This window comes from Clostridium sp. HBUAS56010 (assembly GCF_007115105.1).
Lineage (GTDB): Bacteria > Bacillota > Clostridia > Lachnospirales > Lachnospiraceae > Lacrimispora.
The window spans coordinates 122,516-143,483 of the sequence record NZ_SULJ01000003.1; the positions used below are offsets into that span (position 1 = coordinate 122,516).

22 protein-coding genes are annotated in these 20,968 nt (G+C 40.7%); all 22 read right to left on the reverse strand.

Going from position 1 to position 20,968, the window contains the following annotated elements:
• Positions 1-400 precede the first annotated feature (400 nt).
• The 22 genes from FAY33_RS07215 to FAY33_RS07320 all read right to left on the reverse strand — a co-directional run bounded on the left by FAY33_RS07215 (position 401) and on the right by FAY33_RS07320 (position 20,962).
• On the reverse strand, positions 401-922 hold the full coding sequence (locus tag FAY33_RS07215; protein ID WP_143320244.1) for a hypothetical protein: 522 nt from the start codon (positions 920-922) through the stop codon (positions 401-403).
• 11 nt (positions 923-933) lie between these two features.
• Positions 934-1,668, reverse strand: a complete 735-nt coding sequence (locus FAY33_RS19765; protein ID WP_207706009.1) for an RHS repeat-associated core domain-containing protein — start codon at positions 1,666-1,668, stop codon at positions 934-936.
• Positions 1,669-2,131: 463 nt separating this feature from the next.
• Positions 2,132-2,617, reverse strand: a complete 486-nt coding sequence (locus FAY33_RS07225; protein WP_143320248.1) for a hypothetical protein — start codon at positions 2,615-2,617, stop codon at positions 2,132-2,134.
• A gap of 1 nt (position 2,618) precedes the next feature.
• Positions 2,619-8,051, reverse strand: coding sequence for an RHS repeat-associated core domain-containing protein (locus tag FAY33_RS07230; protein ID WP_143320250.1), 5,433 nt, complete (start codon positions 8,049-8,051; stop codon positions 2,619-2,621).
• A gap of 17 nt (positions 8,052-8,068) precedes the next feature.
• Entirely contained in the window at positions 8,069-9,124 is a 1,056-nt protein-coding gene (locus tag FAY33_RS07235; protein ID WP_143320252.1) for a hypothetical protein, read from the reverse strand.
• 386 nt (positions 9,125-9,510) lie between these two features.
• On the reverse strand, positions 9,511-10,017 hold the full coding sequence (locus FAY33_RS07240; RefSeq protein ID WP_143320254.1) for a hypothetical protein: 507 nt from the start codon (positions 10,015-10,017) through the stop codon (positions 9,511-9,513).
• 223 nt (positions 10,018-10,240) lie between these two features.
• Entirely contained in the window at positions 10,241-10,561 is a 321-nt protein-coding gene (gene tnpA, locus FAY33_RS07245) for an IS200/IS605 family transposase (protein ID WP_279231840.1), read from the reverse strand.
• Between the two features lie 208 nt (positions 10,562-10,769).
• Positions 10,770-11,516 (reverse strand): hypothetical protein, encoded by a 747-nt coding sequence (locus FAY33_RS20050; RefSeq protein ID WP_279231842.1) that lies wholly within the window; start codon positions 11,514-11,516, stop codon positions 10,770-10,772.
• Positions 11,517-11,595: 79 nt separating this feature from the next.
• The gene (locus FAY33_RS07255; RefSeq protein WP_143320255.1) at positions 11,596-12,525 is read right to left on the reverse strand and encodes a sugar phosphate nucleotidyltransferase; all 930 of its coding nucleotides are present in this window, start codon (positions 12,523-12,525) and stop codon (positions 11,596-11,598) included.
• Positions 12,526-12,603: 78 nt separating this feature from the next.
• Positions 12,604-13,008 carry an ATP synthase subunit I gene (locus FAY33_RS07260; protein ID WP_143320257.1) on the reverse strand — a complete coding sequence of 135 codons (405 nt, stop codon included), beginning with the start codon at positions 13,006-13,008 and terminating at the stop codon, positions 12,604-12,606.
• Between the two features lie 139 nt (positions 13,009-13,147).
• The gene (gene eutM, locus FAY33_RS07265; RefSeq protein ID WP_143320259.1) at positions 13,148-13,432 is read right to left on the reverse strand and encodes an ethanolamine utilization microcompartment protein EutM; all 285 of its coding nucleotides are present in this window, start codon (positions 13,430-13,432) and stop codon (positions 13,148-13,150) included.
• 42 nt (positions 13,433-13,474) lie between these two features.
• Positions 13,475-14,110: a phosphate propanoyltransferase gene (locus tag FAY33_RS07270; protein WP_143320261.1), complete on the reverse strand. Its 636-nt coding sequence runs from the start codon at positions 14,108-14,110 to the stop codon at positions 13,475-13,477.
• Positions 14,111-14,133: 23 nt separating this feature from the next.
• On the reverse strand, positions 14,134-15,660 hold the full coding sequence (locus FAY33_RS07275) for an acetaldehyde dehydrogenase (acetylating) (protein ID WP_143320263.1): 1,527 nt from the start codon (positions 15,658-15,660) through the stop codon (positions 14,134-14,136).
• Between the two features lie 26 nt (positions 15,661-15,686).
• On the reverse strand, positions 15,687-16,280 hold the full coding sequence (locus FAY33_RS07280; protein WP_143320265.1) for a BMC domain-containing protein: 594 nt from the start codon (positions 16,278-16,280) through the stop codon (positions 15,687-15,689).
• An 11-nt stretch (positions 16,281-16,291) separates the two neighbouring features.
• The gene (locus FAY33_RS07285; RefSeq protein ID WP_143320267.1) at positions 16,292-16,915 is read right to left on the reverse strand and encodes a cupin domain-containing protein; all 624 of its coding nucleotides are present in this window, start codon (positions 16,913-16,915) and stop codon (positions 16,292-16,294) included.
• Positions 16,916-16,930: 15 nt separating this feature from the next.
• On the reverse strand, positions 16,931-17,194 hold the full coding sequence (locus tag FAY33_RS07290) for a EutN/CcmL family microcompartment protein (protein WP_143320269.1): 264 nt from the start codon (positions 17,192-17,194) through the stop codon (positions 16,931-16,933).
• The gene (locus FAY33_RS07295) at positions 17,188-17,493 is read right to left on the reverse strand and encodes a BMC domain-containing protein (protein ID WP_143320270.1); all 306 of its coding nucleotides are present in this window, start codon (positions 17,491-17,493) and stop codon (positions 17,188-17,190) included. The genes FAY33_RS07290 and FAY33_RS07295 overlap by 7 nt, the downstream gene beginning before the upstream one ends.
• A gap of 13 nt (positions 17,494-17,506) precedes the next feature.
• Positions 17,507-18,352 (reverse strand): ethanolamine utilization protein EutJ, encoded by an 846-nt coding sequence (eutJ, locus tag FAY33_RS07300; protein WP_143320272.1) that lies wholly within the window; start codon positions 18,350-18,352, stop codon positions 17,507-17,509.
• Complete coding sequence (locus tag FAY33_RS07305) at positions 18,334-18,966, reverse strand: hypothetical protein (protein WP_143320274.1); 633 nt, start codon at positions 18,964-18,966, stop codon at positions 18,334-18,336. Before FAY33_RS07305 ends, eutJ begins: the two co-directional genes overlap by 19 nt.
• Entirely contained in the window at positions 18,966-20,102 is a 1,137-nt protein-coding gene (locus FAY33_RS07310) for a 1-propanol dehydrogenase PduQ (protein WP_143320276.1), read from the reverse strand. Before FAY33_RS07310 ends, FAY33_RS07305 begins: the two co-directional genes overlap by 1 nt.
• A 93-nt stretch (positions 20,103-20,195) precedes the next feature.
• Positions 20,196-20,618, reverse strand: coding sequence for a EutP/PduV family microcompartment system protein (locus tag FAY33_RS07315; protein ID WP_347562665.1), 423 nt, complete (start codon positions 20,616-20,618; stop codon positions 20,196-20,198).
• A gap of 14 nt (positions 20,619-20,632) precedes the next feature.
• Positions 20,633-20,962: a BMC domain-containing protein gene (locus FAY33_RS07320; protein WP_143320558.1), complete on the reverse strand. Its 330-nt coding sequence runs from the start codon at positions 20,960-20,962 to the stop codon at positions 20,633-20,635.
• Positions 20,963-20,968: the final 6 nt, after the last annotated feature.

Here is a 20,968-nt window from a genome sequence, read left to right on the forward strand (position 1 = left end):
ATTAATCATTATTTCAACTTCTTAATTTGAAAATGTGTCCGAAAAGTTAAATACATCTCACAGATATCTCTATAACTACTACTAATTATATAAAAAGTAGTCACAATTCTCAATGAGAGTTGTGACCAGCTTTGAAATGTTTGAAAGTTATAATACTGAAAATGCTTTTGTACGCACATAATGATGTCTATATATTGTCAGGTTAAGGAACCAACATTTTAATGTTTTTCCAGTCCAAAGATATGTTTCTTTTTTTGAATTAATACCCAAACCTATATATCCTTTCATCTGTTATGTATAAGCTATTTGGAATATTACCGAAACCGGTCACTTAAGTAATTGTGTCAACTTAACAATACCTCACTCATAAATATAATATTATGTATTGCTAGTTATAATATTAATTCTGAATAACTTCCATAACACTACTGAGTATTCCATTGAATTTATTTATAACCTCTTTATGCCCGTTTGAAATCTTTAGTATAACATTTTCATTATCAAAAACTGACTCATATCCTATCATTACATTATTAATACTATACTTTTTCTGCATCATAATTAGTACATCTGTAACTTTTTTTAATTTAAGTTTTAATTCTTCACTACCACAATTACAAATATCATCTTCTTTAAAATTTAATATGATATCACCAAAATCTTCATCAAAAGACATAACCACCATAACATTATATAACTTTTCTCCTAGTGTTATTTCTCTTATAAAAACATTTCCGGTGTTTGGTATTGAAAAATAATTAACTAAACTATTAATTTCTTCATATTCTTTATCTCTTTGTTCTAATCTATTAAAGAAGTGAGAAGAAATTACTGCATCATTTTTTATGTTTAGTTCTTGCCTTATAATTAGATCAACATCCTTTTTATTTACATCCTGTAACATGATCTCTATATATTCCATAGTTATTCTCCTTATCTAATTCGATCTATGAAACCTTTAAAGAAACTATCTAAGTTTAACCTCACCCCTCTTCCATCTGACAACATTTTTTCCCAAAATTGAATACCTTCATCAGTAGTGAAAATTTCAAATTTTCCAGATCCATTAATTATATCATTCATATGCTTCAGAGCCTGCTTATTTATTTGATCTGCATTCCCACTCACTTTCCCCCATATTCCAGGATTTCGACCAGCGTGTTTTTGCAATGCATGACCTACAATAGTTTCACCACCTTTGCGAAGTTGTTGTGCAGTTTCGAGTGCTCTATTTATATTTGGCTGTCCTTCCGCCCCCGCAACAACTCTCATCTGCTGTGCCTGCACCAATTGCCGTGCCTGTGCGAATCCAGCTGCATATGCAAGAGCTGCTCCTCCGGTTATACCAATTGTTCCGCCAATTGCCGCACCTTTAAAAACTGCATTCCACGAAAATTTACCACTAAGGGCTGATGATATTCCACCGAAAAGTGCTCCCGCTACACCCCCAATAATTCCCGTAACAACTAAAAACGGAACATGTCCGGTCGGATCATTATAAAGAGTTGGATTATTGTGACAGTATGTATATTTATTTAGGCTTAGAGAATCATCAATACCCTTTCCATCAGGCATTTTACGGACCGTCTTATCAACGCTGTCCTCGGTTAAGAATCGACCGGTTTCAGCTCTATAATGCCTTGCTCGTAAATAATAGGTAAGGAAGATCTGTTTTTACAGAGATATCCTCACACACTCCTTTTTCTTGATATTATTATAAAACTATTTTAAAATTTCAAATAATATTGTCTTTCATTATTTTAATTGCATTTTCAGGATAGTAAATTTCTCGTCTTATTTTACTCCAAAAATAGGGTTGACCCATGGGGGCTAAAATGATGCTGGTTAAAGAGCCGGGCAAACGCTTCCCCGGCTCGGCTAACATCAGCCTGCAATGCGAGCTGAGAGCACTTTATAATCAGAGTCGAATTCTTGCAATTGGGGGCGAATTTGCACCGAATGCCCATTTATGCAAAAGAGTTACAGAATTATGAATAACTCCATTTAAACTAATATTGAACCAACGAATAAACAATCACTAAATCCTTTGAATTTACTTGTACAACAAAAAAACTAATTTCAACTTCTTATATAAAGAAACAGAAATTGACACGTTTTTTCAATATTTTATTTATTCTTCATACATAGTAATTGATAAACCTAGTTCCCCCATAATTTCTTGATTAACTTCAATCCGAATATTCCTAGAAGGAAGTATTTCCTTTAATCTTCTTGTCCAATTATAAATTAAGACATCTCCAAATTGCTTAAGCAGTATATCATTATTCATTGATGGTGTATCTTTGCCAAAAAAGAAATCCCCTAAGCTTCTACTATTAACATATCGCTCTATATCTCTTTTACAATAGTTAAACTGTTTTTCTAATCTTCTAATTTCCTCAATTGCGTCTTCTCCTCTTTCCTCGAACAAATCTCCCAAGAATATGTAGTCCTCTACCACTATTATATCCGGACATAGTACATAAGCAATTGATAGAAAATCTTCAATTGATGGACTATTCGAAGCATGGTTAAATAAACTCACCCCATTTTGTTCATAAAAAGATTTAAAAATCTCATTTTTTACAATTCCCGTATATAAATTTACTTTTTCCATTTTATCGCCACCCAAATATATTTTTTATTGAATCCGGCACATCACCTTTTAATTTTACATCCTTATAGAACTCCTGGCCTGTATTGGGATTTATATGAAGCTCAAATCCTTTAACTCTACTACTACTAATGTCATATATTAACTTTCCTTTGGAATCATATGTAAAAATATGTTCCCCATTTGCGGTTTTATAATAACTGTTTGGAGTACTAGTTAAAGGTCTATTACTACCAGATGTATTAACTTTAATTGTGCCATTATCTGTTAGTCCATTAAAGGTATTAGGATCTAATTCTGAAGCAGTTTTAACATTACGATCAAATTTTGCAACGTTCCCCGCCCCCGCAACAACTCTCATCTGCTGTGCCTGCACCAATTGCCGTGCCTGTGCGAATCCAGCTGCCCCAGCAGGTCCCACTGTTGTTACACCATATCCAAGACTTGATGCAACTGAACCCGTTGATGCTAATACGCTGCCAGTAACTCCATATGCCAGTGCTCCTCCTCCAGTCAGACCAATGGTCGCACCAATTGCAGCTCCTTTAGCAACTGAAGTCCATGAAAATCCACCTTGCATAGATGATGACACTGCACCTGCAATTGCTCCGGCAACTAAACCAGCTATAGCTGTTAAAACTAAAAGTGGAATATGACCACTAGGGTCAGTATAAAGTAATGGATTATTATGACAATAGGTATACTTATTTAAACTTAGCGGATCTGTGATTTCCTGTTCATTGGGCATTTTCCTTGTAACGCTTCCAACACTGTCCTCAGTAAGAAAACGACCAGATTCTGACCTATAGCTTCTTGCCCGGAGATAGTAAGTATTGGTATCTGAATCCAGGAATTCCCCACAATATCGAAACGGATTCCCATCATCCTTATTCTGGTTTCTCTCAAATCCAAAAGCATCGTACTCATAGGAAGCTCTGCACGTTCCGCTTTGACTCAACAGCGTGGTCACATCACCATGTTCATTAAATATAAAATAGTATACCACGCGATCTGTTTCACTGGCAATTAAATTGATTCCTCTTAAATAGGTTGTAATCTTGTTATCACTCTTCTGTTCTGCTGTTATATTGCTTTCATCCCAGTAATAAAGACTTGTTTTCCCTTGGTCTTCGGTTAGTTTTCTCACTTCTGTAGAGTGACGCAGTCCATCTCCCCTGTATTGGTATATAATTTCTTTGTCATCCTGATTTACACGGTTAAGCTGGTCAAATCCGTTATAATGTCTCCATTCATAAACGGTAGGAGTCTCCCTTTGATAGCTCCCCGATAATTTCACATTTCCGGGATAGTCCGGTGTTGGTGCAGTCTTCTCCCAGATACGGAAAATTTCATTTCCGTTATCATCATATCGGTACCGATGCGTTTCAGTGATTTTTCCCTGCTTTTTTATTTCTTTTTCCAACCGGTTGTTTAAACCATACTCATAACTGGTAACATGAACCAACTCACCCTTTGTTTTTCCTTGCACCATCATTTTAATGCGGTTGGAGTAGGAATCATAGGTGTAAATGGAGCGCTTCCAGCCAGAATAATCTTCTTCGGTCAGGCGACCCAGCCGATCATACTGGTACAATATATTAACTGGGGAAATGTCATCTTTGCTCGTCTTACTTACAATATTTCCATCCACATCATAGACATACTCCCAAGAAGATATCACAATTCCATTTCTCTTATTTTCTAATGATGTTATTTTATTTCCATGATTGTATTTATAATTAACTTCTATAGCCGACTGCGGATAAAATAGGGTCTTACGATTCCCTTTTTCATCATATTGGTACTCTGCCAGTATTTCCCCGGCAACATTTCCTTTCCTTACCTGTTTTAAACGGTATAAGTCGTCGTAGACATAATAGAGACTGATTTGCGGGGCGGTTTCTCCTTTTTTTATCAGTTGAAAGGACTGGCGGTTTCCATATATATCATAGGTATAATTTTTTTCTATTGTTCCAGGATCTACTTGGAGAACCATCTGCCCTTTATTATTGTAACGGTAATTTGTTTCCAGAAAAACGGTTTGTTCTCCTGCCACTGATTCACGGCTCACTTCACGAATTTTCTTACCGCTGCTGCCATAAAAATATTCCCGTTCACTAACTACCGTTCCGGCTGGAGTTGGTTTTTGTACGGTCTCTTTTAACAAATAATCCATGGCACCGTAATAATAAATGGTCCTATTCTTATTCCTGTCAGTTTTTACCTGCAATCTTCCTGTCTTATCATACTGATAGTATTCCGTATAACCGCATGAGTCTGTTATCTTAGTGACATTTCCAAAGCAGTCATAGGCATACTTGGTCACTTCCCGACCTTCTTTAGATGGAGTATCTCCTGTTCTTCTTAAAATGATCTGATCCAGCCCATCATAACGACAGACGGTTCTGATCCATTCCCCCTGACTTAGATACTGATAGGTATCGGTTAATCGGTTTCTTGCATCATATGTATGCTTAGTCTCCTGCCACCCGTCCTTTTGCGCTTTCTTTTCCGCAATTATATTTCCTGCTGCATCATAATAATATTTTATAATCTGGGTACGATGGTCAAATGGTGTATCAATTTGAATCAAACGTCCTGCCCTATCATATCGAAATTCAGTTTTATTTCCAACCTCATCCGTATAGAATCTTTTATTTCCCAACGCATCAAATTGAGTGTTGGTGACTCTTTCATGACCAGAATCTATCCATATGGATTTTACTGTACGACCTGCATAATCATACTCCCATCGTTCCACTCTATTTGAGGCATCAGCTCTCTGGATATTGTTTCCCGCATTGTCATATTCATAACTATAGATCCTTTCTCCGGCTAAAAACTTTTTCCGTACCCTTCCTTTCTGATCTTTATAAGATTCTGTGATGATATCCGGAGCGAAAATGTCTCCGACAACCCGTTTTCGTTCAGAAAAATATTTTTTACCATCCACCAGATCCGTACATACCTCATTGTATTCATAGTTCTCTTCGTATCCAACTTGGGGAATGGTATAGGATAATATTCTTCCAAAGGAATCATAAGTATAATTCTCAGTTTTTCTTATATGATCTATTGATGTTCCATTTCCATCATATGTGACTGCTTCTGTCAATTCTCTCCAGGAATTATAACGGTAGTCTTTCAATACAATATCATTTGAAACCGGTTCATCCGATTGGGTAAGACAGATTCTTTGAACCTGTCCGAATGGGGTATAATAAATTCGTCTTTTTTGGTTGTTCGCATCTGTTTTCGTTATATAGTTTAAGAAGTCATTATAATAAGTTTTGTTCAGTGACTGCTGACCTTCTACCGGAGGCAATGCCTCTTCCTCTACACGCCCTAATATGTCATAACGAATCGTACTAACCTGATTTCTAGAATCTTTTTTATAGATAAGCCGTCCCCAATTGTCATATTGAAATTCTTCCTTAATGGAATCACATGGTTTACCATCCATATCTATTATTCCGGTTTGTTCTTTTGATATAAAATTATGTGTATATTTGCTGACAGAACTGGAAGGTGAACTGTATTTGAAAATTATTTCCGTACAATTGTCTGACTGCTCCAGATCTCCACTGTCTGCAAGGAAGTACCTTTTTTCATTGGTCACGCAATATGGATTATTAGAATCCTTATACTCATATTTGGTTTTTTCTTTTAAAACTCCATTCTCATAAATCCGCCGATATTTTATTACACGATTTCCCAATTCTGTATGAAGTTCATTGGTTTCCCTGATCCGGTCAGAGCCATTTTTTCTTTCAGTCTCAAGAATGATACTATAATCCCCATAACTTGTATTGACCTCCTGGTTACAGGAAGGGTCATCTGGATATTCTTCCATGTATTGTATAATATCTGCCTTTTGATCAGAAGAATATTTCCATGAAGTTCTCTTCTCCAGAAACTTCTGCTCATCGTTCCTGTCAAATTCCTGCTCAACTGATGATACAATAAGTTTATTGTTATATTTATACACTCCTTTTGAAATAAGAGCATTTTGATGCCTGATCTCCTTTTTTAACAACTTTCCTTCCCGATCAAATTGATGATTTTCCAGAATATCCTGGTGATGTTTTACTTCCGCATACTCAATATATTCTCCATTTCCAGAATCGTAGGAAGTTCGGGATTCAAGCCTATATCTGTACTCTGCCAAATTATATTCAGTTCCATCAGAAGTATCCTTTTTTGTCGTCAGCGCAAAATGGGTAAGTATTCCACCAGCATCATTTACAATGCTGATTTTCTTGCCATAGATAAGTTGTGTAGATGCGTTATTTGGATATGTAATACTCTTTAAGAGCATAAATTTTCGTTCTTTATCTCCCGTATTATATCCCATTGTTTTTTTTGAAGCATAACGCATAATGCCGGTATACTCTTCCGGATTAAAGTAGCTGTACTGGGTCCTGTGACCTGCCGGATCTGTTACTCCAGTAAGCTTTAAGGGATCCGTATGATCAATGTGATAGGAAAATTCATTTGCTTTTCCAATCGTGCTTTCTGGCAATCTCCAAGTGAGACCATATTCTGTCTTTTCCAGACTGATTATACGTCCCCATGTATCCACTATCTCCATTCCACCCTGACTTTTCAGGTCATAACAAATTACATTTCCAAATTTATCCTGCCGAGAAACCAGAGTAAATCGCTGTGCATACTTTCCATCTCGTTCGTCAGCTATTTCACTTAAATTCTTAAAGTAATCTTTGTTTCCATTCTTATATTCAATTATGATATCATATTTTTTTATAACACCGACTGCATAGGGATGCTGAATCGTACCAGACCTGGTAATAACACGTACATCCTTTAAATTGTAACTTTCAAATCCATCTGAGGATTGTCTTATTTTTAAATTTCTTCCATCTTCAAGATGAAGAATATAGTCATAACCAATCGTTGGAAGTAAAAACGGTTTTATTTCTTTAATTGGCATTTCTATAGAAGAATAATAAACATACAGTACGGTTTCAATTGACGGCAAGACAAAGGACCAACCGTATCCCAATCCATATGTATTGACATAAAAGCTATTATTAATAGATCCAGTTTTTATTTTGTCCTTTTTGACAGTTGGAAACATATCTACTAAATTAGCACAGCCAGAGTCATAGCGTCTTGCGATGGATACGTCAAATCCATCTCTTCCAGGCAGCACAAAGTCCGTTGTCTCATATTGAACATCCCCTGTGCTTAGTTGAACATTTACCTTATTTGTTTCAAAGTAGGTATATGGAGATTGGGGGTACTGTTTTATGTCCGTAATTTCTCCCTCTTCTTTTGGTAATGCGGACTGATTAAGCTGTACTTCCCAAACCTTTGCCTGATTTTCGTCTTTTGAAAGACTATCCTCTATTTTTGTATCCGCTACTTCCCATTGATCATTATCAATGTAATTCTTTGTAGTTTTTTTATCGTCCATCTATTCCCTTCTTAACTTTAATATAGTGACACTGCTGCATTTCCTGTTTTTCTGGCAACAAATTCTACCAATGCAATGGGGCCGCTAAAACATTCATTCTCTTGTAACTGTCTGGTTGATTGGAACCATAAATTCCCTAAATTTTTAGAATATATTTTTAATTTTTCTTCTGGATAATTCCCCGGCTCCTTAACTTGCCTTGGGCTTTCTGCTGCAAGACTGATTAATTCCAGTAAATATGGATTATACCGAAGATTTATTCGTATTTTATACAGACTTTGAACTTCCTGAGCTCCCATCAAAACAATGTAATGCTCCCCGCTTCTTACCGGATATACCACTGCACTTCTACGGTAAAATATTGGTATAATAGGTACTTGTCCGGTTGACAAATACTCTGATACATCTCCTTTCGAATCATATGATCTAATACGATACGATGCATTTATTGATCCAATTGATATGTTATCTGTCATTCCCCGATGCTTTTCTACCTGTTTCTGCCCATCCAGTTCAAAAAAGCTCAGATTTTTTTCTTCCCATTCATTAAATGTCAGCCATCTGGAATCAATGCTCTCCCATGAGATACCAGGTAACGTCATCCGCTCTTCTTCAGCCCATGAATGTATTGAATTCTCCAAACTGTTCCATTCCTTATTAAACTCATCCAGCTCCAGCCAGGTACGTCCATGTTCCACATCAGGTTGTTCATTACCGGCTCCTTTAAATATCTCAAAGTTAATATCACAGTTCTCAAATTTCTGCCAGGTAAATGAATGTCCTTCAACTTCTTCCCAGTTTAACTGATTATAATCCAGACGTTCCCAGTGCTGACCTTTTCCTGTTCTGTTTTCTAATTGATACCAGGAATCATCACCCTTATCACGGCTATTCCATTGCTCATTGGTACTATCAAAATTATCCCAGGTGTATCCCGATTGGGCTTGTAAAAACGATTCATTAAATACTCGTTCTATTATATAATGTTTGTCTTCCTCTGTTGCTTCCCAACTGATCTGTGCCTGTTCTCCTTCGTGGAGAGTTGGGATATGTAGACATTCCGGTCGCTTCATAGATGTTTGGCACCTCCCTTCATTTTATATAAATAACCTTTGGTTATCGTTTATGATTGATTCACGTTCAAGTTTTTTGTGTGTTACATTGATAGCTGGTAGTGGTTATTACGTTTTTCTATTTGTTGGTGTTTAGTACCATTATTATGATGCAATATGTAAATAGTCATCCTTCTCTATAAATGGGCAAGAATGACTATTTATAATTTGACTTAAGTTAGATAAATAGCAATTTAACAGCTACAAACACGGGATTAAACAGTACAACCAATGCTCTCAATACTCGAGTTCCTTCCCGGATTGCTTTTCGGTGGGACGATGGCGGAGCCTTGCAGCTATATGTAGATGGCTATTACTTCGCCAGCTTAAAATTCATTGACAAATGATTATTTAAATGTCCAATCTGACCACGTCAATGTTGCATATTTGCGGTATGCTATCTGAACCGTACCAACAGCAAATTGTGCTCCAACCGGATTTCCGTTGTTGTTATCAAGAGTACCTACAATAAGACCCCAGCCAATATCAGGAGAAACGTTAGCAAAAGTCAAATATGGAATGACATTCCAACCAGAAAGATTAAAATAACTATTGGGATTATCAATGTAAGCTTCTGGAAGATATTTTATTTTCCCCAGCAATGTATCTCCTGTAGTCACGTTAGTTAAATTGCTATTTAACTTAGATATCTTCTCATCAACAAGAGCATTGCTTTTACCAAGATCCTCTTTTAAATTAGATACCTCCTCATTAATAATGCTGTTATCATTCACAAAATCCATTCTCACCGGTTTATCCGATGCTTCCCACATATTTAATCCTAATGATGTTTTATTTGTACTTGCCATATCAATTACCTCTTTCTTATTTTTTATTTTTAACTCTAAAACCATTTAATCTGCTGTTCTTGTGATAACTTAAAAATAACTCCTATTTACACATTTCCTTAATGGAAGAATGACTTCAGCAACGCCCCTTCATAAAAACAGTTCATGTTACTGCCATTGTTTTCGAACATATGTTCTGTTTGTCGACTCCTAGATTATATCCCCCTAAAACTCTCCTGTCAACCCTATTTTCGAACACACGTTCTTTTTTCTGGTTTTACAATATGCTTCACAACCTGGCACCCCCAATATAAAACTTCCCCCTCCCAATTTCCCCAACAATCATAAGCGCACTTTTTCCTTTGAGATATCCCATAAATTGTGATACACTCAGTTTAGGTGGAATGCTTACAAGCATATGAATATGGTCGGGCATTATATGACCTTCCAATATTTCTACACCTTTGTACCCACATAGCTGTTTCAGAATATCTCTGATACTCTCCTTGTACTGGTTGTAAATTATTTTTCTCCTGTACTTTGGTGTGAACACTATGTGATACTTACACATCCATTTGGTATGTGCTAAACTGTTTGCCTTATTGGCCATTAAAATCACCTTTCCTTTCGTTATAAACTGGCTTGAACAACCTTATTATAACGGAAAGGTGATTTTTTTGTATAACAAACACCGCGCACCCGCAAAGCGGGTGGTTTATATTTCGCACGCTTTGCGAGCTCAACAGGGTCACGACCCATAAAAAAACCGCCACACAACAGGTAAATCCTTACCTGTCGTGCAGCGGCTCACTTTCTTCCTACCTGCAACGCCCTGATCCGCACCTTCTCCGGTGCATTTCATTGAGAAGCAGAACAGAAATAATTTCATTTAACCATCCGTTATTCTTCGGTGGTCTTGATCCTGGCTTTTGTCCCCACGGTGGTCTGTGACCTGGCGGTGGTCCCCACTGGGGTGGTCTTGGTCCTGGTTTGTGTCCCGGAGGGTTCCAGGGCTGACCCCAGCCCGGCGGTCTGTGACCTGGCGGCGGACCCCAATAAGGGGGTTTTGGACCCGGAGGATTCCAGGGCTGACCCCAGCCTGGGGGTCTGTTGCCTGGCGGCGGACCCCAGTAAGGTCCGTTCTGTTTCTCCACCACTTCCTGAATCTCAGCCTCATCGTTATCCCATTCCGCGATTTCTTCCATCTGACCTTCTGACTCATTTCCTTCGTCACGAAGAGTTCCCACAACTGGTTCTTCTGTGAGGACACCATCACTGTAAATCTGACTGCATATGGAATCACACATCTGATTAATCATCAGGCGGTCCGGATATTCGTCGTACATCGGACTATTCTTATACTCCAGATGGTCACATGCAGAAACTACATATTCCTGCAGACGTTTCATATGTCCCGGGTACAATCCCTGCAAATATTCCAGATCCTGAACGACCAGATCATTCCTCGCCTGAGGACCTGGGGTGCGGTCCCTGTCACCGTAAAGCATATACGGTTCCAAAGGTCTTCCATTATTACCATAAGTATTATCCGGGTTTTTGGGCACGGCTGTTCTCACTCCCTGCTATAAGCTTATACATCATATAGTATGCGCAGCCATAACAAAAGGTGCAGACACCTTTTTACTATTTTTCGTCAAACAGCGGTGTCTGGTATACGCCCTTAGAAACCAAATCCTTTATTGAAGCAGCAACTGCCGGTTTGTCTTCTTTATAGGTCACACCGAACCATTTATCCTTTGTTTCAAGCACTTTGACTCTTGCATCACCAGACTGAACCAGACGGTCAATGATCTTTGGAAGCAGATACTCTGACTTCATATCATCTACTTTAAGTCCCCTTAAGAACTCTGGAAAGCCTTTGGAAAGTTCCTCTAAAAATTCCGGAGAAAGTCCCCACATATTCATGGATACATTCTGGGTCAGAGGAATCACCACCGGTTCTCCTGCTTCGTTACGCCCTTCTGCTCCTGCAGCAGTCTTTTTCAGTTCGTAAGTCTCTGTTACCTCCTGCAGCACGCCTTCTGCATCTACCTGACATACGCCTCTGGTTACGCCTCCATTTTCACTTAAGGTATTGCCCAGAATAAAACCGCCCATGCAGATATCGTAAGGCTTTGATTCCGGCTTCATGTCCTTTACCAGATAATCATGGATCTTCACAAAGCCTTCTTTTCCATAGTAATCATCTGCATTAATAACTACAAACGGGTCACGGATCACACCTTTGGCACATAAGATTGCCTGACCGGTTCCCCATGGTTTTGTCCTGCCTGCCGGTTTATGAAACCCTTCCGGAAGATCGTCCAGTTCCTGATACGCATAGGACACAGGAGCAATTTTTTCAATCCGCTTTCCGATAATCGTTTTAAAGTCTTCCTCTAAATCCCTGCGGATAATGAATACAATCTTATTGAAACCAGCTTCCAGCGCATCGTGGATTGAATAATCCATAATAATCTCTCCGCAAGGACCAACTGGCTCCAACTGTTTGATTCCTCCACCAAATCTGCTTCCAATACCAGCAGCCATAATCACTAATGACGTCTCTTTCATGAATATTTACTCCCTGTTTTGTTTTATCTGATTCATAGTATAGCATAAAAACAGCCTTTCCTCCACCTGGAAAGCCTTTTATGCTTTTGGAAAATGAAACCTTTCAAAACCTTTATGAATCAGGGGCTGGAGAAATGTCCCTGCCTTGATTCCAAAGATACCAATGATGAGTGCAACCGGATGAAAAACCTCCGAATACCGTTTTACTACCACAGCAACAATTGCAAGAAGAACCAGATAACGGCTCATGGAACTTGTAATGCTGAAAATGGTTGTGAATCTCTGGTTTCTGGTCTTTATGCAAAGCTTTAATACTGCCGCCATGGTTAAAAACATAACGAGAGACAGTATCATTCCAAGAAAAAGTCCTGCAAACACAGAAAATCCAGGTCTGATAAAACATGCCAGGATCATGGCTGCTGCTGTGAATACTACAATTCCTGCTGCAATTTCAAGGGTAATATGTTTGTCCTCTTTTATCATCGAAGTCTCTCCTGACTGACATCTGAAATTTTCTATTTATCTCCTTCCCATTATACCCGATAAAATTTATTTGTCTACCAAAAAGGGTCTGGCTCCCTCCGGTAATACGGAGAGCTCCAGACCCCTTTTTTCACATAGATTACAGTTCTTTTGTTGCAGGAAGAATTGTTTCAACTTCTGCATGAGGACGAGGAATTACATGTACAGAAACAAGTTCACCTACACGCTGAGCTGCTGCTGCACCTGCATCAGTTGCTGCCTTAACAGCACCTACATCTCCTCTTACCATAACAGTTACAAGACCGCCGCCAACAAATTCCTTGCCGATTAATGTAACGTTTGCTGCCTTTACCATAGCATCTGCTGCTTCAATGGATCCAACTAAACCTTTTGTCTCGATCATTCCTAATGCATCATATTTCATATCTTTAATCCTCCTGATTTATATAATAATTTTAATGGTTCCCTATTTAACAATGGTAACGCTTGCAGAGCCGCCAAGCCCCATGGCATTGGCTTCTTCTGTATCTAAGTGGCATTCCAGACTGGAAGTATCGGTTACCCGAATGGCAACATGGTCAAAGATTCCTCCCCGGATTCCTTCTGTCTTAATGCTTACTGTCTGTCCATCCTGCACTCCGAATCTCAGAGCATCGGAAGGACTCATGTGAATATGTCTCTGGGCAATGATTAGCCCTTCTTTTGTCTCTACAGAACCATTTGGTCCAACCAGTGTAATTCCTGGTGTTCCGGCTAATTCACCAGACATCTTAGGCTCTGCCTTTTTCCCAAGCTTAAAACCATCTGCTACTAAAATCTCCACCTGGGTCTGTTTTCTGACAGGTCCGAGAATACGAACCTTTTCTATGGCTCCTTTGGGACCGCATACCGTTACTGTTTCTTTGCATGCGTATTGTCCCGGCTGGGATAATTCCTTCATATTGGTCAGTTCATATCCTTTGCCAAACAAAGACTCTAAATCCTCCTGGGACAAATGCACATGGCGGTTGGAAACGCCTACTGGTATTTTGGAGTCATCCTTTTTGGAGTCTGATTGTACAGCTTCCATTAAAAGCTTTATTACTGCTTCGTATTTATCCATGATTATTCCTCTCCCAGTTGTAATTACTGACCTTTCATTGCCAGCACGATCTCTTTTACAAGAGCTGCCAGCTTTTCGTTATCATCACAGCCGGACTGGCATACCTGGGATGCTGCTGCCACAAAATCAGCCGGGCTGCATTCTGTTTTAGAAGTTTTGTCTTTCCATGTAAAGGTTGGATCAGTCTCTGCAATGGTCGCACAGTCTTTTAAGCCAAATGCAACCGTCTTAATATTGATTAAGTGCTTTGGACTTACATTCTCAGAAACAGAGCTTCCGCCGCAGGTTCCGCATCCTAATGTAAATGCAATCGGAAGTCCAGTGCTGATACCGGTTCCTCCCTGGCTGCCGCCTGTGTTTACAAGAATTCTGGAAGCAGGCTTTGCTGCAAATTTAAGAACCTTATCACGATCCTGGGTATGAATGCTCATGGTGTGACCAATGCCGTTCTGTAACAGACGGATGCTCAGTCCACATGCTTCTTCCCAATCCTTAACGGTATAGAAGCCAAGAACCGTTGTCAGCTTCTCATAGGATAACGGATAGCCTTCTCCAACGCCTTCCTGTTTTCCAATTAAGACTCTGGTTCCTTCCGGAATCTGGATTCCGGCTGCTGCTGCGATCACCTGAGGAGAACGTCCAACAAACTTTGCATTCATGCTGTGTCCATTTTTAAATAACAGATTGCAGACCTTGTCTGTCTCTTCTTTTGTCATAAAGTAACCGCCCTGGCTCTTTAACTCAGAAACAACTTCTGCATGGTTGCTTTCTTCACAGATAATGGACTGCTCAGATGCGCAGATTGTTCCATAGTCAAAGGTCTTGCTAGCCATGATTGTTTTCACTGCGTCTTTTACATTGGCTGTCTTTTCGATATAAGCCGGAGAATTTCCTGCGCCTACACCAATGGCTGGTTTTCCTGCACTGTAAGCAGCTTTTACCATTCCAGGACCGCCGGTTGCTATGATGATGGAAACTTCTTTTCCCTTCATCAGTTCATTGGTAGAACCCATGGAGGGCATGGATACACAGCCGATAATTCCTTCTGGTGCACCTGCTGCAATTGCTGCATCACGCATCACTTCTGCTGCTTTTAAAGTACACTTTGCAGCAGATGGGTGAGGAGAAAATACAATAGAATTTCCTGATTTAACAGCAATCATGGATTTGAAAAATACAGTGGAAGTAGGGTTTGTGGAAGGAACAATTCCCATAACCAGACCTACCGGCTCTGCAACCTCAATGGTTTTATTAACTGTATCCTCGGAAAGAATACCAGTCGTCTTCATGCCTTTGATCTGCTCATATAAAAGAGTAGAAGCCGCATGGTTTTTGTATGCCTTATCCATGACCTTACCAAATCCAGTCTCTTCTACTGCCATTTCAGCCAGACAAAGAGAATGTTCTTCTCCTGCTTTTGCCATACTTCTTAAAATAGCATCAATCTGTTCATCGGTAAATTTAGCAATCGCTTTTGCTGCTGCCTCTCCGCTTCTTGCCAAGTCCCTTGCTTCCTGGATGGAACGTAAATCATAATCAAAATTTTCCATGTTCCTGTTCTCCTTTTCTAAAAATCTCAATCATTTTGTCCATAAAACTTCCCGAATTCTTCCAGCAGCAGGGTTTTATTTGCCTTTGAAATCTCTCTTCCAGCTATGCTGAATTCCGGATATTCACGGGCAAGTGTTCTGAGTTCTGTTACCTTCATATCTTCAAGTATCTTCATGGTTTCTTCCAGTCCATCCTGTGTGATCCATACATCTACGGTTTCTCTCTTAATGGTATCCACCCCATCTGTTTCACAGGAAGGATCTTCCTCTGTTTCCGTTTCAGACTGTTCTGCCTGGATCTGCTCTATCTGGACCGGTACTGGCTCCTCTGCCGGCTCTTTGGAATGCTGTTCACCTACGACAGCCACAAGCTCCTCATGCGGTCTTGGAATCACATGGCGTGTAATAAGAACAGCGCCATCAATCCGCTCCACCGCTGCAGCTCCTGCATCCACGGCAGCTGTTACTGCCGCTACATCACCTGTCACCGTGACAGAGACCAGTCCTCCGCCGACTTTGGTCTTTTCTACCAGAGATACATCTGCTGCTTTTAACATGGCATCTGCCGCTTCAATTACCGCCAGCATGCCTTTTGTTTCTATAAAGCCAAGTGCCTGCATCTTTTACCTCCTTAGACCAGATCCGCCCAGTTCGCCGGATAAGTTGCATAGAATATTCTCGCTTTGTCCGGTGATCCCCAGATCACTTTTGATCCTGACGGTACAAAAAGAACATCTCCAGCTTTTGCTGTATAGGTCTTTCCGTCAATTGTCACCGTAAGCGTTCCCTCAATTACATAGTCAATCTCTTCATATGTCAGTTCCCATTCAAATTTTGAATGATCAATCACAAGAAATCCTGCACTGATATGAGACTCTTCTTTGCTTATCAGTTCCTGATAATATGCCTTTACAGACGGGTCACCGGTATCAAATACATCCATCTTTACAGAACTGCCCCGGACTACTTTTAAGCCATTTCCATGGGTTTCTGACTCATAAGGCTTTAAGACATCAGAAAGCATTCCCTTTTCCATCAGCATCTGAAGTACCTGATAGATCTTCTCACTGTCAATGTCTGCTCCTGCTAATGCTGGTGCTGCCTGAGGCTCTGGCTGACTGCAAAATGTGATTCCGTAAGAATCAGCGGCATCTCTGGCTGATGGAGTGATAATGCTTCCGCTTTCCACATAATAAGTCTGTTTGCCTTCTGCATGAAGTGCTTCCACATCTTTGGCGCAAATCAACTGCTTCATATGATCACTTCCCTTCTATATAAATTGACAATCCTCATCAATAATTCCAATTACTACCGCATCAATGGGAATCTCATCATCTCCAAGCATACGCCTGGCAGAAGATCCGGTAGAAACGATCACACGGTCTCCGATTCCAGCACTGATAATATCCGCTACAATCAGCCGTTCCCCTTCCCGTGTACCTCCAATGATCTCGGCAAGCATAAACTTGTATCCGCTTAAGGATTCCGCTTTTCTGGTTGCCCAGATATTGTCAATCAACCTTGCCGCTACCATTCCATTCCACCTCGCTTCTCCCGTTGCTTTATCTCTTCAAGTGCTGCTTCCACTGATGCCGTATCTCCAAATATCGCCAGCATAATCATATTCTGTGGGCAGCTTCCCCTGATATCTTCCACCGTTACGCCAACTGCCTTTTCTGCTACGTCAGCGGCACAGACCATCTCAATAATTCTTCCCTGGATCAGTCCTACTGCATCTACCTGCCCGATGGGGGCTGAGTTGCCGGAGCCTTTCCTCCGGTTCAAAATATCAAGAGTTCCTTTTGACGGTGATTTAATAATCCGGTATTCCATTTGTCCACTTCCTTTATGCCATTTCCTCCTGCGTACAGGAAAATGCGATTCCGAGAGGAGTTACAAACATTGGGTTTTCAGGTTTTCTTGTCCTGATCCCCGTCTGTTTCTCAATAATGTTTTCAATTCCAGTCAGACAGCAGGTTCCACCTACTAAATAGATTTCATCTACGTCATGACCTTTTATGTGCTGGTTTATGATGGAAGCCACTTTCTCAACCACCGGTTTTAAAACCGGAAGCAGTTCTTTGTGGTGTTCTTCTTTTCTCTTATAGAGTTCCGCTTCTGGGAATGTCAGACCATATGCGCCAGACACCACCAGGGAGAAATGAGTACCTCCGGTTGGTTCATCTGCGATATACACCACTTTTCCATCCTTTAAGATGGTAATTCCTGTGGTTCCGCCGCCGATGTCCACAACTGCTCCATTTTCAATCTGTAACACGGCATTGGCAGCTGTAGGCTCATCAAGAAGAGCTGTAATCTCAAAACCTGCTCCCTGTACCACGTTTTTGATGGCTCCGCCGTCCAGACCATCGGTGCCCGGTGGAATTGCTGCTGCTGCATAAAGCAGCTCTGTATGAAGCTTCTCCTCCAGTTCTGCCTTTAGCTCACGGACAATGCGGATGGCACCGATATAGTCCACTACCATTCCGTCACGAACCACATCTGCATACCGGTAAGCACCGGCTACCGGCTTATAATTTTCATCAAGCACGGCAATTACTACACATGCGGTTCCCAAATCGACTCCAGTATAGTAAACAGAGGAATTGCCCGTTACAGGTTTTTTCACCACTGCTTCAAACTGGCTGACCAGCTCATTGCAGCTATCAAATGTTATTTCCTTTTTTGACATGTCTTTCCTCCATATTCCATACAAATCATCTGCGATAAACGATTAATCACGGGATAAAACCGCTTATCTCCTGTTTCTGCTGCCAACTCCCTGGTGCAACAGCGCAGCCGGTGGAGCAAAACAATCTCTGCACCTTTTTCCGACTGGGCATGAAAACCAGTGATCTCAAAACAATCTTCAAAGGGTTCATGAAGATTTTCTTTATCAAAACCCGTACAATCCTGAAACAGAGATTCCTGACCAGAGCTCTCTTTTCCCACAAAAGAAAGTCTCCGCTCCAGATCAAAGACCTGCTCTGCCAACAGCACATCCCGCTTCATGAAAACAAGTCCTGCCTCCAAAAACTGTGCCTGAAGAGTTTTCCTCTTCCACAGAAACAGATCACTTTGTGTCTCTTTTTTGTCCGGTTCCTTTTTATCTATCTCTTCTTTTTTTAATTCTGTCCCGGGGTTTTTGCGTTTTACCGCCACCAGACCATCTTGAAAGGCAATCTTTTTATCCACCAGAAACTGCCTTGCCCCTGGCGTTAATCTGACACCCTCCGAAAGGTCATAAACAGTAAAGGGTTCTTTTTTAAATAAAATCCTTAAATCGTCTTCTGTAATGAATTTCATTAAAATCCCCCCTTACATAATTTGCGGTAAATCACTGCAATCTCTTCTGCAGACGGCACTCTTGGATTGGTTTTCGTACAGTTATCATGAAGTGCCTTTTCTGCCATTTCCTCAACAGCCTGTAAAAATTCGTCTCTGTCAACTTTTAAATCTGTGATCTGCTGCGGTATTTTGATTTTATTCATTAAATTCTTAATATGGCGCACCAGACCATGTACGGTTGCTTTTTCTGTTCCCGCTGCAATACCAAGCATGTTGGCAATCTCTATATAACGGCCGCAGGCTTCATAATTACCGGCCTCTTCTAAACCGGCATTATAGCTGATTACATGAGGAAGCAGGATTGCGTTGCTTCTTCCATGGGGTATATGAAACTTCGCCCCCAGTGCATGAGCCATACTATGGCAAAGCCCTAAAGACGCTCCGTTAAAAGCAACCCCTGCCAGACAGGATGCATTGTGCATATGGGTTCTTGCTTCCAGATCGCTGCCTTCTTCTACGGTCTTTGCTAAATACTTCCAGACCAGTCTGACTGCTTTTTCTGCACAGGCATCTGTAAAATCACCAGAATCCGTTGATACATAAGCTTCCAGCGCATGGGTCAAAACGTCCATCCCGGTATCCGCTGTAATATGAGGCGGAACCGATACCGTAAAACGGGGATCTAAAAATGCCACATCCGGCACCATACTGTCCGAACGAAGCGGGTATTTTGCCTGCGCCTGAGGATCTGATATTACGGAAAAATTAGTCACTTCACTGCCCGTACCGCTGGTTGTCGGAACTGCAATCAGAAACAGTCTCTCTTTTCCCATATGGCTATAGATCTGACTGGCTGCCTTTGCGGTGTCAATGGCGGACCCGCCGCCAAGTGCGATCACCGCATCCGGCTCAAAACACTGCATTCTGCCAATTGCCTTTGAAACCACATCAATGGTTGGATCGGGAACTACTTCTGAAAACACTTCAAAGCTGCTTCCTTTTTCAGCCAGTAAATCTGTGATCATATTCACTTTTCCTGACTGAGCCATAAAAGGATCACAGATGATATATGCTTTTTCTACAGGAAGCTCCTTAATCTTATCAAGACAGGAGGACCCCATATAAACTTTTGTGTTCATTACAAATTGCTCCACGCTACATTTCCCTCCTTTCCTTATATTTGCCCTGCATTATGGGCATATAGGTATACTTTTTAGTGTTTCCTTATGTTTGCCCTTAGGTAGGTTTTATCTGTGTGATTCAATTGCTTTTGTCAGTTCAGAGATTCCAGTCTGGTTTCTGAGATTTATATGGCAATAGGGCTGTATCACACCTGTTTTTTCTAACTGCCGGATACACCATTCATCATTGTCCGGATTCTCACCGCTTCTGGTTATGACTCCAATTACCGGAACCCGGAATACTTTTGCAAATCCTGGCGGATAGTTTTCCCGCAGAGACGACTGGCTGACTAACATAAGTATATGGGAAGCCTCCTGGGCTGCTGCAATGATATGCTTATGCATCCACGGACTTTCCAGATAAGCACCTGGAACATCCAGAGTTCTTTTCCCATATACCATGTTCTGGGTTTTCCTCGCCGGTCCGTCAATGCCGTTAAGGACATTGGCAAGTGAGGTCTTACCGCTGCCATCCGGTCCTATGATCATGAGTCTCTTCTTTCTCATGTCTTCGTAATGGGAGGCACGGTATAGCCAAGGATCCGTTTCAATGTATCACATACTGCGGTTAAAGCAGTTTCCACACTCTCTACGTCGCCTGCAATAATAACAGAACCGGTAAACCGGTCTAAAAATCCCACCTCCACATCCGCCGCCTTTGCCGCAATATCTGCGGCAATGATGGACGTTTCATAGGGAGACAATGTGAGAATTCCTATTGCACCAAGCTCATCAATACCCAGACAATCGTAGACTTCCCCAATGGGAGAGGCGATTACATGAGCGATAGTCACCTGTTTTCCAGGAACAGACTCTTCTATGACACGCTGCATCTCTGC

Coding starts and splice junctions, on each gene's coding strand:
- FAY33_RS07255 (WP_143320255.1), bottom strand. CDS start 12,525: ATGAAAGAGACGTCATTAGTGATTATGGCTGCTGGTATTGGAAGCAGA.
- eutJ (WP_143320272.1), bottom strand. CDS start 18,352: ATGTCAAAAAAGGAAATAACATTTGATAGCTGCAATGAGCTGGTCAGC.
- FAY33_RS07295 (WP_143320270.1), bottom strand. CDS start 17,493: ATGGAATACCGGATTATTAAATCACCGTCAAAAGGAACTCTTGATATT.
- FAY33_RS07215 (WP_143320244.1), bottom strand. CDS start 922: ATGGAATATATAGAGATCATGTTACAGGATGTAAATAAAAAGGATGTT.
- FAY33_RS07235 (WP_143320252.1), bottom strand. CDS start 9,124: ATGAAGCGACCGGAATGTCTACATATCCCAACTCTCCACGAAGGAGAA.
- FAY33_RS07305 (WP_143320274.1), bottom strand. CDS start 18,966: ATGAAATTCATTACAGAAGACGATTTAAGGATTTTATTTAAAAAAGAA.
- tnpA (WP_279231840.1), bottom strand. CDS start 10,561: ATGGCCAATAAGGCAAACAGTTTAGCACATACCAAATGGATGTGTAAG.
- FAY33_RS07315 (WP_347562665.1), bottom strand. CDS start 20,618: ATGATCATAGGACCGGATGGCAGCGGTAAGACCTCACTTGCCAATGTC.
- FAY33_RS07285 (WP_143320267.1), bottom strand. CDS start 16,915: ATGAAGCAGTTGATTTGCGCCAAAGATGTGGAAGCACTTCATGCAGAA.
- FAY33_RS07230 (WP_143320250.1), bottom strand. CDS start 8,051: ATGGACGATAAAAAAACTACAAAGAATTACATTGATAATGATCAATGG.
- FAY33_RS07280 (WP_143320265.1), bottom strand. CDS start 16,280: ATGCAGGCACTTGGCTTTATAGAAACAAAAGGCATGCTGGCGGTAATT.
- FAY33_RS07225 (WP_143320248.1), bottom strand. CDS start 2,617: ATGGAAAAAGTAAATTTATATACGGGAATTGTAAAAAATGAGATTTTT.
- FAY33_RS07260 (WP_143320257.1), bottom strand. CDS start 13,008: ATGATAAAAGAGGACAAACATATTACCCTTGAAATTGCAGCAGGAATT.
- FAY33_RS07290 (WP_143320269.1), bottom strand. CDS start 17,194: ATGGTAGCGGCAAGGTTGATTGACAATATCTGGGCAACCAGAAAAGCG.
- FAY33_RS07270 (WP_143320261.1), bottom strand. CDS start 14,110: ATGGATAAATACGAAGCAGTAATAAAGCTTTTAATGGAAGCTGTACAA.
- FAY33_RS07275 (WP_143320263.1), bottom strand. CDS start 15,660: ATGGAAAATTTTGATTATGATTTACGTTCCATCCAGGAAGCAAGGGAC.
- FAY33_RS07320 (WP_143320558.1), bottom strand. CDS start 20,962: ATGCAGCGTGTCATAGAAGAGTCTGTTCCTGGAAAACAGGTGACTATC.
- FAY33_RS07240 (WP_143320254.1), bottom strand. CDS start 10,017: ATGGTTTTAGAGTTAAAAATAAAAAATAAGAAAGAGGTAATTGATATG.
- eutM (WP_143320259.1), bottom strand. CDS start 13,432: ATGAAATATGATGCATTAGGAATGATCGAGACAAAAGGTTTAGTTGGA.